The 16,640-nt window shown below is 72.6% G+C and carries 16 protein-coding genes; 7 read left to right on the forward strand and 9 right to left on the reverse strand.

Features of this window, described 5'->3' with window-relative positions; genetic code table 11:
• Positions 1-148: 148 nt before the first annotated feature.
• From AB0F70_RS19405 to fabG, 3 genes are all read right to left on the reverse strand, one after another.
• The gene (locus AB0F70_RS19405) at positions 149-688 is read right to left on the reverse strand and encodes a histidine phosphatase family protein (protein ID WP_357451797.1); all 540 of its coding nucleotides are present in this window, start codon (positions 686-688) and stop codon (positions 149-151) included.
• A gap of 17 nt (positions 689-705) precedes the next feature.
• Positions 706-1,476, reverse strand: coding sequence for an enoyl-ACP reductase FabI (gene fabI, locus AB0F70_RS19410; RefSeq protein WP_357451800.1), 771 nt, complete (start codon positions 1,474-1,476; stop codon positions 706-708).
• 161 nt (positions 1,477-1,637) lie between these two features.
• Positions 1,638-2,384: a 3-oxoacyl-ACP reductase FabG gene (gene fabG / locus AB0F70_RS19415; RefSeq protein WP_357451803.1), complete on the reverse strand. Its 747-nt coding sequence runs from the start codon at positions 2,382-2,384 to the stop codon at positions 1,638-1,640.
• A gap of 249 nt (positions 2,385-2,633) precedes the next feature.
• On the opposite strand from fabG, the gene AB0F70_RS19420 reads away from it, so the two are divergent.
• The 3 genes from AB0F70_RS19420 to AB0F70_RS19430 are packed head-to-tail and all read left to right on the forward strand — an operon-like array spanning position 2,634 to position 4,194.
• Positions 2,634-2,999 carry a DUF3099 domain-containing protein gene (locus AB0F70_RS19420; protein WP_357451806.1) on the forward strand — a complete coding sequence of 122 codons (366 nt, stop codon included), beginning with the start codon at positions 2,634-2,636 and terminating at the stop codon, positions 2,997-2,999.
• Positions 3,000-3,010: 11 nt separating this feature from the next.
• A complete protein-coding gene (locus tag AB0F70_RS19425; protein WP_116674915.1) occupies positions 3,011-3,262 on the forward strand; it encodes a hypothetical protein in 252 nt (83 codons plus the stop codon).
• Positions 3,259-4,194 carry an SURF1 family protein gene (locus tag AB0F70_RS19430; protein ID WP_357451809.1) on the forward strand — a complete coding sequence of 312 codons (936 nt, stop codon included), beginning with the start codon at positions 3,259-3,261 and terminating at the stop codon, positions 4,192-4,194. The genes AB0F70_RS19425 and AB0F70_RS19430 overlap by 4 nt, the downstream gene beginning before the upstream one ends.
• A 59-nt stretch (positions 4,195-4,253) precedes the next feature.
• Here the strand turns inward: AB0F70_RS19430 and abc-f are convergent, their stop codons facing one another.
• Positions 4,254-5,852, reverse strand: coding sequence for a ribosomal protection-like ABC-F family protein (abc-f, locus tag AB0F70_RS19435; protein ID WP_357451812.1), 1,599 nt, complete (start codon positions 5,850-5,852; stop codon positions 4,254-4,256).
• A gap of 248 nt (positions 5,853-6,100) precedes the next feature.
• Between abc-f and AB0F70_RS19440 the strand changes: the two genes are divergently transcribed.
• The 4 genes from AB0F70_RS19440 (at position 6,101) to AB0F70_RS19455 (ending at position 11,801) form a co-directional block, all read left to right on the forward strand.
• The gene (locus AB0F70_RS19440; protein WP_357451815.1) at positions 6,101-8,431 is read left to right on the forward strand and encodes a family 43 glycosylhydrolase; all 2,331 of its coding nucleotides are present in this window, start codon (positions 6,101-6,103) and stop codon (positions 8,429-8,431) included.
• A gap of 99 nt (positions 8,432-8,530) precedes the next feature.
• Entirely contained in the window at positions 8,531-9,727 is a 1,197-nt protein-coding gene (locus AB0F70_RS19445) for an MFS transporter (protein WP_357451818.1), read from the forward strand.
• A 42-nt stretch (positions 9,728-9,769) separates the two neighbouring features.
• Positions 9,770-11,014, forward strand: a complete 1,245-nt coding sequence (locus AB0F70_RS19450) for an MFS transporter (protein ID WP_357451821.1) — start codon at positions 9,770-9,772, stop codon at positions 11,012-11,014.
• A 106-nt stretch (positions 11,015-11,120) separates the two neighbouring features.
• Positions 11,121-11,801 (forward strand): hypothetical protein, encoded by a 681-nt coding sequence (locus tag AB0F70_RS19455; protein WP_357451824.1) that lies wholly within the window; start codon positions 11,121-11,123, stop codon positions 11,799-11,801.
• Between the two features lie 28 nt (positions 11,802-11,829).
• Here the strand turns inward: AB0F70_RS19455 and thrS are convergent, their stop codons facing one another.
• The 5 genes from thrS to AB0F70_RS19480 form a co-directional block, all read right to left on the reverse strand.
• On the reverse strand, positions 11,830-13,164 hold the full coding sequence (gene thrS, locus AB0F70_RS19460; protein ID WP_357451827.1) for a threonine--tRNA ligase: 1,335 nt from the start codon (positions 13,162-13,164) through the stop codon (positions 11,830-11,832).
• A 156-nt stretch (positions 13,165-13,320) separates the two neighbouring features.
• Positions 13,321-14,211, reverse strand: a complete 891-nt coding sequence (locus tag AB0F70_RS19465; RefSeq protein WP_357451830.1) for a neutral zinc metallopeptidase — start codon at positions 14,209-14,211, stop codon at positions 13,321-13,323.
• 78 nt (positions 14,212-14,289) lie between these two features.
• Positions 14,290-15,702, reverse strand: a complete 1,413-nt coding sequence (locus AB0F70_RS19470; protein WP_357451833.1) for a serine hydrolase domain-containing protein — start codon at positions 15,700-15,702, stop codon at positions 14,290-14,292.
• A gap of 27 nt (positions 15,703-15,729) precedes the next feature.
• Complete coding sequence (locus AB0F70_RS19475) at positions 15,730-16,044, reverse strand: CHY zinc finger protein (protein WP_357451836.1); 315 nt, start codon at positions 16,042-16,044, stop codon at positions 15,730-15,732.
• Positions 16,041-16,637 (reverse strand): energy-coupling factor transporter transmembrane protein EcfT, encoded by a 597-nt coding sequence (locus tag AB0F70_RS19480; RefSeq protein WP_357451839.1) that lies wholly within the window; start codon positions 16,635-16,637, stop codon positions 16,041-16,043. The genes AB0F70_RS19475 and AB0F70_RS19480 overlap by 4 nt, the downstream gene beginning before the upstream one ends.
• Positions 16,638-16,640 lie beyond the last annotated feature (3 nt).

The following is a 16,640-nucleotide window of genomic DNA, read 5'->3' on the forward strand; positions in this document are numbered from 1 at the left end:
CACCGAGTTCCAGAGCTTCACCGGGAACTCGGTGCGCTCCCAGAACGCCACCACCCCGTCGAGGTAGAGCGACGACGGCCCGCTGTCGTGGCGCACCCGGGTGACCTGAGCGTCTGACACGTCCGTCGGCGTCTGACACGTCGTCAGGTCAGGCGGGGCGGGTCACCTCGGTCAGGCGGGCCAGCTTGCGGTCCCACTCCGCCCACGAGGCGTCGGCCTCCAGCACGGCGTACGTCGCCGTCGGGACGCCGACGCGGACCTGCGCGAGCGCGCCGTCCTCCGAGCCCGGGCCGGCCAGCAGCTCGGCGGTACCCGCCATCGCGGGCTCGTGACCGATCACGAGCACGGTCCGGCTGGCGGGGTCGAGCTCGCGCACGAGCGCGAGGACGCCGCGCGGCATCGCTCCCAGCAGGTCGTCGGTGTACGCCACCGGCGGCTCCCCCAGATGCTTGCGCGCGAGGTCCCACGTCTGCCGGGTGCGTACCGCCCCGGAGACGAGGACGGCGTCGGGCACGAGGCCGGACGCGACCAACGCCGCACCGACCTTCGCCGCCTGGTCCCGGCCACGCAACGCGAGCGGCCGCTGCTCGTCGGGAAGTTCCGACGGCGGCTCCGCCTTCGCGTGCCGGAGCAACACCAGTCGCCGCACCGGCGACGTGGTGGGCTCCGTGCCCGACGCTCTGCCCATCAGTGCCTCCTGCCCATCTATTGACCCATGGCGTGCACGCCGCCGTCGACGTGCACGATCTCGCCGGTCGTCGCCGGGAACCAGTCCGACAGCAGCGCGCACACGGCACGTGCCGCCGGCTCCGCGGTGGTCTGGTCCCAGCCGAGCGGGGCTCGGGTCGGCCAGGCGTCCTCCATCGTCGCGAAGCCCGGGATGGACTTGGCGGCGGTGGTGCGGATCGGCCCTGCCGAGACGAGGTTGCAGCGGATTCCTTCGGGGCCGAGGTCGCGCGCCAGGTAGCGGTTCGCGGACTCCAGGCCGGCCTTGGCCACGCCCATCCAGTCGTAGACGGGCCAGGCGAACTGCGCGTCGAACGTGAGCCCGACGACGGCGCCGCCGTCCGTCATCAGCTCCCTCGCCGCCACGGCGATCGACTTGTACGAGAACGTGGAGACGTGCAGCGCGGTGGCGACGTCCTCCCAGGTGCCCGTGAGGAAGTTGCCGCCCATGACGGACTGCGGGGCGAACCCGATCGAGTGCACCACGCCGTCGAGCTTGTCGAAGCCCTCCGCGCGCACGGCGTCGGCCAGGGCGTCGAGGTTCTCCTGGCTGGTCGCGTCCAGCTCGACCACCGGTGCCTCGACCGGCAGGCGCTTCGAGAAGGCCTGCGTGAGCTTCATCTGCCGCCCGAAGGACGAGAGAACCACCTCGGCGCCCTCGTCCTGAGCGAGCCGAGCTGCGTGGAATGCGATCGACGAGTCCGTCAGCACGCCCGTGACGAGCAGCTTCTTACCTTCGAGGAGACCCATGTTGTCCTTCCGATCGGGCGCAGGCGTGCCGAGGCGACCCCTGCGCTGGGTGCGAGCGTAATGCGAGTTGCGGCGTGGAACGAAACTCCGCGCCGTGCCTCATGGCAAAAGTGGTGGATATGTTCGGGCAAAACCGCAGGCCGCGGCGGCCAGAGTACGGCTCAGTGCCCCATCCCGAGACCACCGTCGACCGGGATGACCGCGCCGGAGACGTAGCCCGCGGCGTCGGAAGCGATGAACGACACCACGGACGCGATCTCGTCCGCCGAAGCGAAGCGCCCGGCCGGGATCGACTTGAGGTAGCTGGCACGCACGTCCTCGGACAGCGCGGCGGTCATGTCCGTCTCGACGTAGCCCGGCGCGACGACGTTCGCCGTGATGCCGCGCTGCCCCAGCTCACGCGTGATCGAGCGGGCCATGCCCACCAGGGCGGCCTTCGACGAGGAGTAGTTGACCTGACCCGGGCCGCCGGACATGCCGACGATCGAGCCGATCAGCACGATGCGGCCCTTGCGGGCCCGGATCATGCCCTTCGACGCGCGGCGCACGCAGCGGAAGGTCCCGGTGAGGTTCACGTCGATCACGGACTCGAACTCGTCGTCGCTCATGCGCATCAGGAGCTGGTCCTTGGTGACGCCGGCGTTGGCCACGAGCACCTCGACGGGTCCCATGTCCTTCTCGATGGCGGTGAAGGCGGCGTCGACGGCGGCGGAGTCGGTGACGTCAGCCACATAGGCCTCGACGCCCTTGGGCAGGTCGCCGCCGCGGTAGATGGTGGCGACGCGGTCGCCGTCGGCCACGAAACGCTCGGCGATCGCGCGGCCGATGCCGCGCGCGGCACCCGTCACGACGACTACCCGGCCAATAGGACCTGCGGCGATGCTCTGTGTGTCGGGCGTGGTGGTCACCTGAACTCCTCGATGCTGTGATGATGCACGTTCGCATGAGGCCGCGCGAGGCTGGGGCGGCGGCCGGTACCTGGCTCGATCCGGGTCCGTTGCGACGCTACCCCGCGCGTCGGGTGGACGCCGCGCGCGGCGGACCCACAGGGTTCCACCGGTCCTTGTGGGTTTTCTACAACAACCGGTGAGCAACGCCGCGCGTGCGGACGTCCGACGGCGTGTCTGACGGGCAGGTCCCGGACGTAGACTGGCGAGATGAGCGAGCCGGTTCCGTCCATCACCTCGGCCCCCGAGCCGCTGGCAGTGGACCAGGCGCGCCGCACACGCAGCTATCTGATCCAGATGTCCATCCGCGTGGTGTGCATCGTCGGAGCGGTGCTGGTGGACGGCTGGGTCCGCTGGGCGCTCGTCGCCGCCGCTGTGGTACTGCCCTACTCCGCGGTGCTCATCGCGAACTCCGGGCGGGACCAGGTCACGTACGGCACCTCGCCCGTGACGCCCGCGGCCGCGCCCGCGCTCACCGAGCTGTCCGACGTCGCCCCCGACGCACCGCGGGCCCCGGGTGCTCCCGCCCCGGACGCGCCCGGCGCCGGGCGCGTCATCGACCACGTCGACGACTGAGAGAACTACCGATGGATCTCCTCGGCCTTTCCGGCCCCGCACCCGACCCCGTGCCCGAGGGCGAGCTCATCTGCAGCGCCAAGGGCTGCCGCGAGCAGGCGGCATGGGGCCTGCTGTGGAACAACCCCAAGCTGCACACGCCCGAACGCCGCAAGGTCTGGCTCGCGTGCGACGACCACCGTGAGCACCTCGAGCAGTTCCTCGCGTCGCGGTCGTTCTGGAAGCAGACGGTGGCGGTGGCGGAACTGGACCGGGTGTCGTGAGCGACGCCGCCGCGAGCCCCTTGGGCGACGAGTCCCGCGGCCCGCGCACGACGCGCCAGTGGGTGATCCTGGCGGTGGCCGCCGTGGTTCTCGCCGCCCTGTGCCTGGTGGCGGGCCGCTGGCAGTGGGACCGCGCCGAGTCCCGCAACGCCGAGATCGACCTCGTGAACGCCAACTGGTCGGCGCCGGTGGTGCCCGTGGACGAGGTCCTGGCCGGGCCGGGCGCCGTCGTGCCGAAGGACGAGGTCTGGCAGCGGGTGGAGCTCACCGGCGAGTACGTCACCGACGCGACGGTGCTGCTGCGCAACCGGCCGGTGGGCGGACAGGGCGGGTACCACGTGCTGGTCCCGTTCGAGGCGCGGGTCGGCGGGCAGGACGTCGTCATGGTGATCGACCGCGGGTTCGTGCCGCTCGGCGCCGACGGGTCGCGGCCCGACGCCGTTCCCGCGCCGCCGTCGGGCACCGTGACCGTCGTCGCGTCGCTGCGGGCCGACGAACCCGCCTCGGACCGGGACGCGCCGCCCGGGCAGGTGCAGGCGATCTCGACCGAGCAGGTGCTCGCGGCAGGGCCGGACGGCGCCTCCTGGGCCGAGGGCCGCACCGTGGGCGCGTACGGCGCGCTGCGGGCCGAGGAGCCGGCGCCGCAGACCGGGCTGGCCTCCCTGCCCAAGCCGGACACCGACCCGGGGTCGCACCTGTCGTACGCGTTCCAGTGGTGCATCTTCGCGATCGGCGCGATCAGCGGGTACGTGCTGCTGTGGCGCCGGGAGCGCGGGGCGCTGCGCGGCGAGTCCGTGTCGGCGGGTGACCTGCTGCTGGCCTCCGGCGAGGCGGCGGACGGCGAGGGCGTGCGGGCGCGCAGGCCGGCCCGCGAGCGGCGCCAGACGGCCGAGGACGAGGAAGACGCGCTGATCGAGGCCCAGCTCCGCTGACCCCTGTCGCCGAAGTAGAGCGCGTGTCCGGACGCACGCTCTACTTCGGCGAAGCCGGATCAGGCGAGGGAGACGAGCTCCTGGTAGCTGTCGTTCCAGAGGTCCTCGTCGCCGTCGGGCAGCAGCAGCACGCGCTCCGGCTCCAGGGCCTCCACGGCGCCGTCGTCGTGCGTCACCATCACTACAGCGCCCTCGTACGTCTTCAGGGCCCCAAGGATCTCGGCGCGCGACGCCGGGTCGAGGTTGTTCGTCGGCTCGTCGAGCAGCAGCACGTTCGCGCCGGACACGACGATCGTCGCCAGCGCGAGCCGCGTCTTCTCTCCGCCGGACAGCACGTTGGTCGGCTTGTAGGCGTCGTCCCCGCTGAACAGGAACGAGCCCAGCACGGAGCGCACCTGCGTGTCCGTGAGGTCGGGCGCGGCGTGCCGCAGGTTCTCCACGACCGTCACGTTCATGTCGAGCGTGTCGTGCTCCTGGGCGTAGTAGCCGAGCTTGAGGCCGTGCCCCGGCACCACCTCGCCGGTGTCGGGCGCCTCGACGCCCGCGAGGATCCGCAGCAGCGTCGTCTTGCCCGCACCGTTGAACCCGAGGATGACGACGCGGGACCCACGGTCGATCGCCAGGTCCACCCCGGCGAACACCTCCTGGGACCCGTACGCCTTCGACAGGCCGTTGGCGGTGAGCGGGGTGCGCCCGCAGGGCGCCGGCGTCGGGAAGCGCAGGTTGGCCACGCGGTCGGTGACGCGCTCGGCCTCCAGGCCGCCGAGCATCTTCTCGGCGCGCTTGATCATGTTCTGCGCCGCGGTGGCCTTGGTCGCCTTGGCGCGCATCTTCTCGGCCTGGGCGAGCAGCGTGCCCGCCTTCTTCTCGGCGTTCGCCCGCTCCCGCCGACGACGCCGCTCGTCCGTGTCGCGCTGCTCGAGGTAGCTGTCCCAGCCGAGGTTGTACTGGTCGAGCTCACCCCGGTTCGCGTCCAGGTGGAACACCTTGTTCACCGTGGCGCGCAGCAGGTCGGTGTCGTGGCTGATCACGATGAACCCGCCGTTGTACGCCTTGAGATAGTCGCGCAGCCACATGATGGAGTCCGCGTCGAGGTGGTTGGTGGGTTCGTCAAGGAGCAGCGTCTCGACGCCGCTGAACAGGATGCGCGCCAGCTCGATCCGGCGGCGCTGGCCACCGGAGAGCGTGCCGAGCGGCTGCGCCAGGACACGCTCGTCCAGGCCCAGGTTCGCGGTGATGATCTGCGCCTCGGACTCCGCGGAGTAGCCGCCCGCCGCCAGGAAGCGTGCCTCGAGCTTGGGGTAGCGCTCCATCGCGGCGTTCTGCGTCGCCTCGTCGAGGGACGCCATCTCGCCTTCTGCCTGGCGCATCTTGGAGATGACCTTGTCCAGGCCGCGCGCGGACAGCACGCGGTCCATCGCGAGGACCTCGAGGTCGCCGGTGCGGGGGTCCTGCGGCAGGTAACCGATGTCGGTACCGCGCACGATCTGCCCGCCCGACGGGAGGGTCTCACCCGCGAGGGTCTTGGTCAGCGTGGTCTTGCCTGCGCCGTTACGGCCCACCAGACCGATCCGGTCGCCCGAGGCGACGCGGAAGTTCGCCTCGCTCAGCAGCACGCGCGCGCCGACGCGCAGCTCGACGCCATGGGCAGTGATCACGCAGGTGTTCCTCACGGTTGGGGTGGTGGTTTGTCGTTCGGCCCACAGCGGCGGGGGCCCTTCCAGTCTAGTGCCAGCGGTCCAGGGATTACGGTGCGTTGCCTCACGTCGGCGCCACCCTGGACGGGACCGGCCCGGCGACGGTACCTTCACGTCTGGTACTACGTTGTACCAATCAGTCCGTTGTGATGGAGCGACGGGCCACGTCGCCGATGACGTGGCGCGCCGCCTGAAGGGATGAGAACCCCATGCAGCCACGGTCAGTCGCCGTCCTCGCCTCGCTCGCACTGGTCCTGGGCGCCACGGCGCTGCCCGACGGCGGTGGTGCCGCCCCGGCCGCGGCAGCGCCACCGCCGTCGGGCAGCGCGCAGCCTCCGTCCACCACCTTCACGAACCCGATCACCGCGCCGTTCGCCGACACCTATGCCGACCCCGCGATCCTCCGCGGCAAGGACGGCTGGTGGTACCTGTACGCGACGAGCGACCCGCTGGTCTCGGGCGGGCCGTTCGGCAACATGCACGTCTCGAAGTCCCGCGACCTGGAGTCGTGGGAGTACGTGGGCACGATCTTCGACGACGAGAACCGGCCGTCCTGGGCCGCGAGCGCCTCGTACTTCTGGGCGCCGGACATCCGGTACGTGGACGGCCGGTACGTCATGTACTACACGGTGACCGACACGGCGGCGAACCCCGACCCGTGGGACTACACGATCGGCGTGGCGACCGCGCCGACGCCGACGGGGCCGTGGACCGACTCGGGCGGGCCGGTCCTGGACCCGCGCCCCGCGGGCGGCGACACCTATCTGAACACCATCGACCCTGCGCTGTTCACCGACGACGACGGGTCGCGCTACCTCTACCTCGGCGGCTTCAACGGCGGCCTCTGGGTCACGCGGCTGGACGAGACCGGCACGCGGGCGGTGGGTGAGCTCACGCGGGTCACCGTCGGAGACCGCTACGAGGGCGCGTTCGTGGTCAAGCGGGACGGCTGGTACTACCTGATGGGGTCGTCGGCGAACTGCTGCGCCGGGCCGGTCACGGGGTACAGCGTGTACGCGGGGCGGTCGCGGTCGCCGCTGGGCCCGTTCACGGATCACGAGGGCGTGAGCCTGAACGAGTCGCGGGTGGGCGGCACGCAGGTGGTGGCGCAGAACGGGAACCGGTGGATCGGCGTCGGACACCACGCGGTGCTCACCGACGCCGCCGGGCAGGACTGGATGCTGTACCACGCGATAGACAAGGACGCCGCCTGGCTCGTCGAGCCGGGCGGCGTGAACCGGCGCCCCACGCTGATCGACCGGATGGACTGGATAGACGGGTGGCCGGTGGTCAACGCGGGTGCGGGGCCGAGCGAGGGTCCGCAGCCGGGGCCGGTGGCCGCGAGCGGGCTCGGCATCGTGAGCGGCGACCCGGTGTCGGGGTCTGGTCTGCGGCGGGTCTCTGGCACGTTTGTCAGGGGCACCGATGGTTCGGGCGACGCGGGTGCGCTCGCCCGGCTGGTGCCGGGCCGGCGGGACGCCGCCGTCGTGCGCACGGCCCCCGCCCCGCGTGACGTGCGGACCGAGGCCGACGTGCGGCTGCCCGCCGCCGACGCCTCCTTCACGGCGACCTTGGGTGGGCACGGCCGGACCGCCGTGTCGGTGCGGCTGGACGCGGAGGCGCGCGAGCTCGTCGTCGGGCAGGGGCGTCGGGAGCTGCGGGCCGCGCTGCCCGCGAACGCGGACCTGCGCGACTGGCATGTGCTGACCGTCGAGGCGCGCGACGGGGCGGTCGCAGCGCGGCTGTCATCGAGCGGCCTGGGCGACGTCGACGCCGAGGTGCGGTTCGAGCCGCGTACCTCGCTCCCCCGGAGGGCTCCCGTGAGCCTGGCGGCGGACGGCGGTGAGGTGCAGCTCGACAACCTGACCGTCGTGCCGGCGCACGAGCCGGTGACCCGGCGGGTTGCCGAACCGCGGGCGGGCGCCGTGACGTTCGCCGAGGAGTTCGACGGCGATCTCGACCCGGGCTGGAGCTGGCTGCACGCTTCGCCGACCGGGCCGGACGGCGTCGAGATCACGGACGGCGCCCTGGCCTGGCCGCTGACCGGCCACGACCTGGTCGGCTCGGCCAACGACGCGCCCGCGCTGCTGCGCGACGCGCCGGAGGGCGACTTCGTGCTGGAGGCCACGGTCACGCTGCCGCTGGGCGAGAACATGGTGCGCAACTATCAGCAGGCCGGTCTGCTGGTGCATGCGGGCGACGACGACTTCCTGCGGCTCGCGCCCGTGTCGATCTGGCAGACCCGCCAGGTGGAGTTCGGCAAGGAGCTCACGGCAGACGGGCGTACCTGGTTCAGCGGCCACGTCTCCGGGCCGGTCGCCGACACGATGCACCTGCGCCTGTTCCACACCACCGATCCGGACACGGGCGAGCACGAGTATCGGGCGGCGTCGTCGCGCGACGGCCGGACCTGGCGCTTCGGCGCCACCTGGACCCTCCCCGCCAACACCACCCCGCGGATAGGCATCTACGCGGGCAGCGGCGCCACCCCGCCGACAACGGCAACCTTCGCCCAGTTCCGCCTCCGCTCCCTGGCCTAACCCGAGACCGTTGAGTGCTGGATATTTGTCCTGTCGGAACGTTCCGACAGGACAAATATCCAGCACTCAACGGGGCCGGGCGGTGTCAGGATGGGCGGCATGCCCGTATCTGGCCAGTCGGCCGCGTCCTGGGAGGCCGGCGACGTGCGCGGCGCCGCGGGCGCGCTGCTGGCGCTGAGCCTCGCGACGTTCGTCGCCGTCACCACCGAGCTGGCCCCCGTCGGTCTCCTCCCCCTGATCAGCGACGGCCTGTCCGTCTCAGAGCCGATCACCGGGCTGCTGGTCACGGCGTACGCGTTCATGGTCGCCGCACTGGCGCTGCCTCTGACCGTGGCGACTCGCCGCCTGCCGCGCAAGGCGCTCCTGGTCGGCGCCCTGGCCATCTACACGGTGAGCAACGTGGTCGTCGCGCTCGCACCAACGTTCGCCGTCGTCGCCGGGGCCCGGGCGCTGGGCGGCGCGTCGCACGCGGTCTTCGCCTCGGTCACCATCGGGTATGCCGCCCGTCTGGTGCGTCCGCACCTCGCCGGGCGCGCGCTGGGGCTCGTCACGCTAGGTGCGTCGACCGGGTTCGCGCTCGGCGTTCCGCTGTCCACGGCGCTCGGGGCGGCCGTCGGCTGGCGCACGACGTTCCTCGTCCTGACCGGGGTGTGCGCACTCGCCTGCGTGCTGACCGCGGCGCTGCTGCCGTCCGTCCCGGGCGGCGGAGCTCCCCCGGCCGACGGCGCCCGTGGCATCCGCCGCACCGCGCTGGCGACCGTCGCCTCGGCGAACGCGCTGGCCTACCTCGGCCACTACTCGGTCTACACGTATATATCGGTGCTGCTCCTGGCCGCGGGGCTCGCGACGGCCGCCCTCGGACCCGCCCTGCTGCTCATCGGGGCGCTCCGCCTCATCGGCGCCGCGTTCGCCGCCGCCCGGCTCGACGTCCGGCCCCGGCAGACCACGGTCATCACCCTCGCCGTCGTCGCGGGCGGGATCCTGGCGCTCGGCCTCGCCTTCCCCGGCACGGTCGGCACGGTCGCCGCCGCCGTGATGTGGAGCATCGGCTTCGGCGCGGTCGCCGCCGTCTTCCAGACGGCGGCGATCCGCACGCACGGCGCCTCGCCCGACGTCGTCGGGGCGCTGGTCAACTCCACCGCCAACATCGGGATCGGCGGCGGCGCGGCCCTGGGGGCACTGGTGCTCGACGGCGCAGGGGCCGCCGCCGTGCCGTACGCCGGGGTGGTGCTCGTCGTCGCGGCGCTGGTCGTGGTGCTGCTCGCCCGCCGGGCGTTCCCGGCGACGCCGGCCTGAATCACCTTGCGAGCCAGGCTCGTCCGGTCTGGGATGGAGCCCATGGCCACACCGCGCATACGTCCGACCTGGCAGCCCGGCAACGTGCGCGACGCAGCCGGCGGCCTGTTCGCCCTGGCGCTCGCCACGTTCGTCGCCATCACCACCGAGCTGGTCCCGGTAGGACTGCTCCCCCTGATCAGCGACGACCTCGACGTCTCCGAAGGCACCGCCGGCCTGCTCGTCACCGCCTACGCGTTCATGGTCGCCGTGCTCGCTGTGCCACTGACGACGGCCACGCGCAAGCTGCCCCGCAAGACGCTGCTGCTCACCACCCTCGGGATCTACGTCCTGAGCAACGTGATCGTCGCGGTCGCGCCCACGTTCGCGCTCGTCGCGGTGGCCCGGGCGCTGGGCGGCGCGGCCCACGCGGTCTTCTTCTCGGTGAGCATCGGGTACGCGTCCCGGCTGGTGCGTCCGCACCTCGCGGGGCGCGCGCTCGCGCTGGTCACGCTCGGCGCGTCCGCGGGCTTTGTGCTCGGAGTGCCGCTGACGACGTCGCTCGGCGCCGCCGTCGGCTGGCGCACCTCGTTCCTGGTGCTGGCCGGGGCGTGCACGCTCGCCGCGGTACTCACCGCGCTGCTGCTGCCGTCCGTCGCCGGGGGCGGCACTCCCCCGGCCGACGCCGCCCGCGGCGCACGCCGCACCGCCCTCGCCCAGGTCACGTCGGCGAACGCGCTCGCGTACCTCGGCCACTACACGGTCTACACCTACGTGTCGGTGCTGCTGCTCGCGGCCGGCCTCGCGACGGCGGCGCTCGGCCCGGCCCTCCTCCTGATCGGCGCGCTGGGCCTCCTCGGCGCCTGGTACGCCGCCGCCCGGCTCGACGTGCGGCTCCGGCAGACCACCGTCGTCACGCTCGGAGTCATCGCGGCCGGGATCCTGACGCTCGGGCTCGCGTTCCCCGGCACCGTGGGCACGCTCGCGGCCGCGGCGGTGTGGAGCATCGGTTTCGGCGCGGCCGCCGCCGTCTTCCAGACGGCGGCCATCCGCACCCGCGGGGCCTCGCCCGACGTCGTCGGGGCGCTCGTCAACTCCAGCGCCAACATCGGGATCGGCGTCGGGGCGGCGCTCGGGGCGCTGGTGCTCGACGGCGTCGGGCTCGCCGCAGTGCCCTACGTCGGCGTGGCTCTCGTCGCGGCGGCGCTGGTCGTGGTGCTCGTGGCCCGCCGCGCGTTCCCGGCGGGGCCCGCGGTGGAGCAGTCCGCGGTGGAGCAGTCCGCGGCGGAACAGGACACGGCGGAGTAGGTCGCCGGGCCGCTCGCGGCGGCTCACGGGGCGGCCGGCGGGTGATCCAGCCGACGTTTCACCGCCAGAGCGCGCGGTATAGGCGTCTCGGACGTACGGTCCGCCCATGGGCACAGACTCCCCGAGCGTTCCCGTCACTGTCGCCGACGCACTACCCAATCTCCGCACCGGCCGCCTGGCCCGCGGAGATGACCTGACGAACAACCGGCCGGCCAAGCATCTCCTCGACGAACGTCGCGCCTACACCCGGCAGCACTTCACGACCGTGCTGCGCGGCAGGCTTGCCGGACGTCCCGACGAACGACACCGGGCGCTGAGCCGCCGGATCGCCGGCGTGCGGGCCGTCGCCCAGGAGCTCTGGGAGCTCGTGGCCCAGCGTCCCGTCTGGCGTGTCCTCCAGTCGGTCCGGTCCGCCCCCACCACACGCTCCGGGCAGCGCCCCGCGGAGCTCGAGCTCGACCAGCTCGTGATCGGGCCGTCCGGCGTCTACACCATCCACTCCGTGTACCGCCCCACCCAGGACGTGACCGCCGACCTCGCCCGGGACGCCGCGCGCCGCACCCAGGAGATCCTGGGCCGCGCGACCCGCGTGCCGATCAACGTGCAGGCGCTCATCGTCTTCGTCCGGACGGATCAGCCTCGCGTGGAGGGCCCGCGCGACGGCGTCGAGGTGCTCACGGCGAACGAGCTGGTGCCGTGGCTCGAGAGCCGGCGGCCGATGCTCACCGAACGCGAGCTCGAGATCGTCCACCTGGCCGCCCGAGACCACCGCACCTGGGCCCCCTGACCCCGCTCCTTCCGCTGGTCGAGACCCCTCACAACCCGACCCGCGCCACCCGCTTCCTTGCCGCCTCCGCCAGCCTGTCCCCCAGCTCGGAGAGCAGTACGGAAGACTTTTCGCCCGACGCCGGGTCGGTCACCGCGAGCACCCCCGCCTCGATCTCGCGCGGCCCGAGCACGCCCAGCAGCGCGTCCCGGCGCTGACGAGCGAGCCGGATGCGGTTGCCGAGCGACCCGTCCCGCTCCACCCGCACGCGCAGCCCGCGGGCGCGCAGGTCGGCGGCCAGCTCATCGACCTGGTCCACCGCGCCGCCGTCACCCGCGCCGCCGTCGACCCCGGAACCGCCCAGCGGCAGCAGGCAGACCTGCACCGGCGCGAGCCAGAACGGCAGCCGGCCGGCGTGCCGCTCCAGGAGAAACGCGACCATCCGTTCCATCGCGCCGACGGTGCCCCGGTGGATCATCACCACCCGCTCCCGCTCGCCGGACGCCGCGACGTAGGTCAGGTCGAACCGCTCCGGCTGGTTGAAGTCGAGCTGCACTGTCGCGAGGGTCTCCTCGTGCCCGCGGGCGTCGAGCACCTGGACGTCGATCTTGGGCCCGTAGAACGCCGCCTCCCCCGCCTCGGCGCGCCACTCCAGCCCGCCAGCGAGCCGGGCCAGCACAACCCGGAGCGCCTCCTCCGCCGCCGCCCACTGCTCGGGCGCGCCGAGCCACTTGCCCGAGTCGTCCCGGCCGGACAGCCGCAGGTACGACACCTCGATACCCAGGGTGTCGAGCACCTCCAGGACGGCGGCCAGCGCGACGTGGACCTCGTCCGCCACCTGGTCGGGACGGCAGAACACGTGCGCGTCGTCGAGATTGATCTGCCGCACCCGGCTCAGCCCGGACAGCACCCCGGACCGTTCCGCCCGGAACATCGGCGCGAGCTCCGAGTACCGCACGGGCAGGTCGCGGTACGAGCGCGGCTCGGACGCGTAGATCTGCGCATGGTGCGGGCAGTTGGCCGGACGCAGCACCAGCGGGTCGACGTCGGAGTCGCCCATGGCCATCGGCGGGAACATGTCGTCGGCGAACTTGGCCCAGTGTCCCGACCGCTCGAACAGCGACCGCTTGCCGAGCACGGGCGAGTACACGGGCTCGCAGCCGGTGCGCAGCGCCACCTCGCGGGCGTACTGCTCCAGCTCGTACCGCACGGCCGCGCCGGCGGGCAGCCACAGCGGCAGGCCCGGCCCGACGAGCGGGCTCGACTCGAAGATCCGCATGTCGCGGCCGAGCTCGCGGTGGTCGAGGACCGGTGCGCGCCGGTCAGCGCCCGGCTCGGGCTGCGCGGGGTGCTCGTGCTGGTCGGCGATGGCGACGTCGTTCATGGTTGCTCCTTCGGTGGAGGAACCGCCCCGGTGCCGGGCAAACCAAAAGCCCCGGAGCGAGCTCCGGGGCTTGGGTTGCTGAGTGCAGGGTCAGCGCGCGCCGGAGGGGTCCGGCGTCGTCGTACGTGCGCTGAGGTGCATGCGACAACCCTAAGGTCAGAGGGACGACGCGTCCAGCGCGTTGCAGTCCTGGATGGTGCCGCCGTTGTAGCCGGTGGTGAACCACTTGACGCGCTGCTCGCTCGAGCCGTGCGAGAACGCCTCGGGGTTCACCTCGCCGCCCGAACGCCGCTGGATGTTGTCGTCGCCGACGGCGGCCGCCGCGGAGAGCGCCTGCTCCAGCTCCGCTCGCTCGATCGGTTCGAGGAACGTGACTCCCGTGTCCGGGTCCTCGGTCGTGGCGGCGGTGCCGGCCCACATGCCGGCGAGGCAGTCGGCCATCAGCTCGATGCGTACCGAGTCGGACTCCGGGCCGGTGCCCGACCGGTCGGCCCGCTCGAACAGCCCCAGCTGGTTCTCGATGTGGTGCCCGAACTCGTGCGCCGTCACGTACATCTCGGCCAGCGGCCCGCCCTCGGCGCCGAACTGGCTGGAGAGCTGGTCGTAGAACGCGAGGTCCTCGTACACGGTGGTGTCGGCGGGGCAGTAGAACGGCCCGGTAGACGACGTCGCCGAGCCGCAGCCCGTGTCGACGGCGTCGGTGAAGCTCACGACCTCGGGCATCTGGTACTCGATCCCGCCCTGCTCCGGGAGGGTCGTCGCCCAGTAGGCGTCGAGCGACTGGACCGCGGCGTTCAGGCGGCACTCCGGATCGGTGTTGGCCTGCTCGGCCGTGCACTCGCCGATGTAGCCCGCCTCGCCGGTGTCCCCACCGCCCGACGTGGTCCCACCGAGGATGTCCTGCGGACTGTTGCCGGTCACCAGCATGTACACGAGCGCGATGACTATCGCGATGCCGCCGCCACCGCCCGCAGCGACGGCGCCCCGGCGTCCGCCGCCCTTGCGGACCCGACCGCCCTCGAACTGACCGCCCTCGTTGAAAGTCACCTGACAACGCTACCGCGACGGGGACGCGGTCACCTGAAGACCGCCGCCGCCCAGCCTTTGACCGAGCCCCCGCCGCTTCTACCCGCCCAGCACCCGCGCCCGGTACTCCTCGACCGGCCACGCGGTCATCGCGCCGAAGCGGGCGGCGACGACGGCACCCGCCTTGTCCCGCTCGACCAGCACAGGCTCCCCCACCGCGCCGAACCCGGCGACCGGCTCCTGCACGAGACGCCCGTCGGACACGACGAGCCGCTGTGCCGCCTCGTCCGGCCGCGGGAAGCGCGGGTTGATGGTGTGCAGGATCCCGCCGAGGTCCACGACGTCGTACACGCCCCACAGGTTGGCGAAACGCCCGACGGGCGCGTCCGCCGGGACGCGCGACACCAGGTTCCCGCCGGTCGCGGACGCCGCGACCTCGTCCGCCGCCGCGAGCGCCAGGTTGACGATCTGGATGACGCCGTTGGCGATCTGGGTGGCGATGCCGTCGACGGAGTTGGTCAGGGCGGAGACCACGAGGCCGTCGACGGGGTCGATCCAGGTGCGCGTGATGTGGCCGGGGTAGCCGCCGGAGTGCCCCACGAGCTGCCGGTCGCCGACCTTGCCGAGCTCGATGCCGACGCCGTACCGGCCGAGCTCCAGGCCCCGGACCGCTACCGTCGACTCCTCACGCTGGACCAGGCGCTTGCTCTTGTCGGTAAGCAGCGTGGTGTCGCCGAGCACGTGCGTTGCGCCGTAGCGGACCATCTCGAGCGCGGTGGAGTACCAGCCCGTGGCAGCGGCCATGGCGCGGGTGTCGACGTGCGGGATGACGCGGCGGGCGTCGTCGTGCGTGATGCGGCCGGTGTGGCCTGCCGCGTACTCGTCCGCGCGGGCGGGGTCGAGCTCGGTCCCGGTCCGGGTCAGGCCCAGGGGTTCGATCACGGCGGCGCGCGCCACCTCGTCGTACGTCTTGCCGGTGACCCGCTCGATGATGATGCCGAGCAGGCTGTAGCCGATGTTCGTGTACTTGAAGTGCTCGTTCGGCTCGAACACGACGCCCTCGGTGCGGACGCACTCGAGCACCTGCTCGCGGTCGAGGAAGGGCCGCTCGTACTGCCAGAAGTCGCCGTCCGACGAGTCGCGGATGATGCCCGCCTGGTGGCCGAGCAGCTCGCGGACGGTGATCTCGGCGGCGGTCGAGCCGTCGAGCTCCGGGACGAGCGCGCCGACGCCATCGTCAAGGCGCAGCTCGCCGCGTTCGACGAGCTGCATCACCAGGACGGTCGTGAACGTCTTGGAGTGGGAGGCGACGCGGAACAGGTGGTCGCTGGTCAGGGCCTCCCCCGTCTCCAGGTTCGCCTTGCCCCAGGCCAGGTCGACGAAGATCTCGCCGCGGCGGCCGACGGCCAGCTGCAGGCCGGGCATGCCGTGGTAGGCGGCCTGGAACGAGGCCCAGTCGGCCAGGTAGGGGGCGATCGAGCGGAGGGTCTGCGCGGTGCGGTCGTCAGTCACGGGGACGACTCTCTCAGGTCGGCGCCACTAACCGAAGTAGATTGAATGATGGCGGGCACACCCGGGGTTGAACGGGGCAGCGCAGGCCGGGCAGCTCCCGGCGCCCACGTACTCCGTGACGGTCAGCTCCGTCCAGCACGCTCCGCAGAGCACCGCCCGCCGGTCCCCCGCACCGGCCGGCCAGGGCCGCGACGGGTGGTCGGCGGTCTGGTCGTGGCACAGGTGGCACGGGTAGTACCGGCCGCAGCAGGCGAACCGGATGGCGACGATGTCCAGCGGTGTCCGGTAGTGGATGCACCGGGTCTGCTCGTCGACCGTGGGGCCGAGCACCTCCGGCCTCATCGCACGCCTCGTGCGGCGAGGGCGTCGCCGAGCTCGTCCGCGTGCTTGAGCGCCATGACGAGGAACGGCATGGCGAAGTGCCGGAGGCTCCGCCCGCCGCCGCGGGCGCGCTGCGCCTCGCGCACGTCCCGGGCCAGGCCGGCGAGCACCGGCAGCGTGCTCAGGGTCACGGACAGCGTCAGCGCCGCGCGCCGCGGGTCGATGCGTAGCAACGCCAGCGGCTGCATCGCCCGCTCGATGGTCTCCAGCAGCTCGGTCGCGGGGGTGGTCAGGGCGAGCAGCGCGGCGAGCGCGCAGGCGACGGCGACCCGCGTCGTGTTCGCCGCGGCGCTCTCCGGGCCGAGGAAGATCAGCTGGCCGACGAGGGTCAGGCCGATCACCCAGCGGATCGTGACGAGCTGGCGGCCGAGCTCACGCAGCCCAGCGCCCGGTACCACGTAGCACGCGAGGCAGACGCCGGCCATGACCGCGGCGGCCCACCAGGTGACCGGCAGCAGGCAGATGCCGAGCACTATCAGCAGGAGCAGGGCGGTCTTCGGACCCGCTCGGAGCCGGTGCCATGGGCCGTTCCCGGGGCGGTACAAGGTCACCATGTC

The organism is Promicromonospora sp. NPDC023805 (assembly GCF_040639635.1).
Taxonomy (GTDB): domain Bacteria; phylum Actinomycetota; class Actinomycetes; order Actinomycetales; family Cellulomonadaceae; genus Promicromonospora.

What these genes read in the sequence shown, in the direction of transcription:
- AB0F70_RS19405 (WP_357451797.1), bottom strand. Translation starts at nt 688, where the DNA reads ATGGGCAGAGCGTCGGGCACGGAGCCCACCACGTCGCCGGTGCGGCGA.
- fabI (WP_357451800.1), bottom strand. Translation starts at nt 1,476, where the DNA reads ATGGGTCTCCTCGAAGGTAAGAAGCTGCTCGTCACGGGCGTGCTGACG.
- AB0F70_RS19420 (WP_357451806.1), top strand. Translation starts at nt 2,634, where the DNA reads ATGAGCGAGCCGGTTCCGTCCATCACCTCGGCCCCCGAGCCGCTGGCA.
- AB0F70_RS19425 (WP_116674915.1), top strand. Translation starts at nt 3,011, where the DNA reads ATGGATCTCCTCGGCCTTTCCGGCCCCGCACCCGACCCCGTGCCCGAG.
- AB0F70_RS19440 (WP_357451815.1), top strand. Translation starts at nt 6,101, where the DNA reads ATGCAGCCACGGTCAGTCGCCGTCCTCGCCTCGCTCGCACTGGTCCTG.
- AB0F70_RS19445 (WP_357451818.1), top strand. Translation starts at nt 8,531, where the DNA reads ATGCCCGTATCTGGCCAGTCGGCCGCGTCCTGGGAGGCCGGCGACGTG.
- AB0F70_RS19450 (WP_357451821.1), top strand. Translation starts at nt 9,770, where the DNA reads ATGGCCACACCGCGCATACGTCCGACCTGGCAGCCCGGCAACGTGCGC.
- AB0F70_RS19455 (WP_357451824.1), top strand. Translation starts at nt 11,121, where the DNA reads ATGGGCACAGACTCCCCGAGCGTTCCCGTCACTGTCGCCGACGCACTA.
- thrS (WP_357451827.1), bottom strand. Translation starts at nt 13,164, where the DNA reads ATGAACGACGTCGCCATCGCCGACCAGCACGAGCACCCCGCGCAGCCC.
- AB0F70_RS19475 (WP_357451836.1), bottom strand. Translation starts at nt 16,044, where the DNA reads ATGAGGCCGGAGGTGCTCGGCCCCACGGTCGACGAGCAGACCCGGTGC.
- AB0F70_RS19480 (WP_357451839.1), bottom strand. Translation starts at nt 16,637, where the DNA reads ATGGTGACCTTGTACCGCCCCGGGAACGGCCCATGGCACCGGCTCCGA.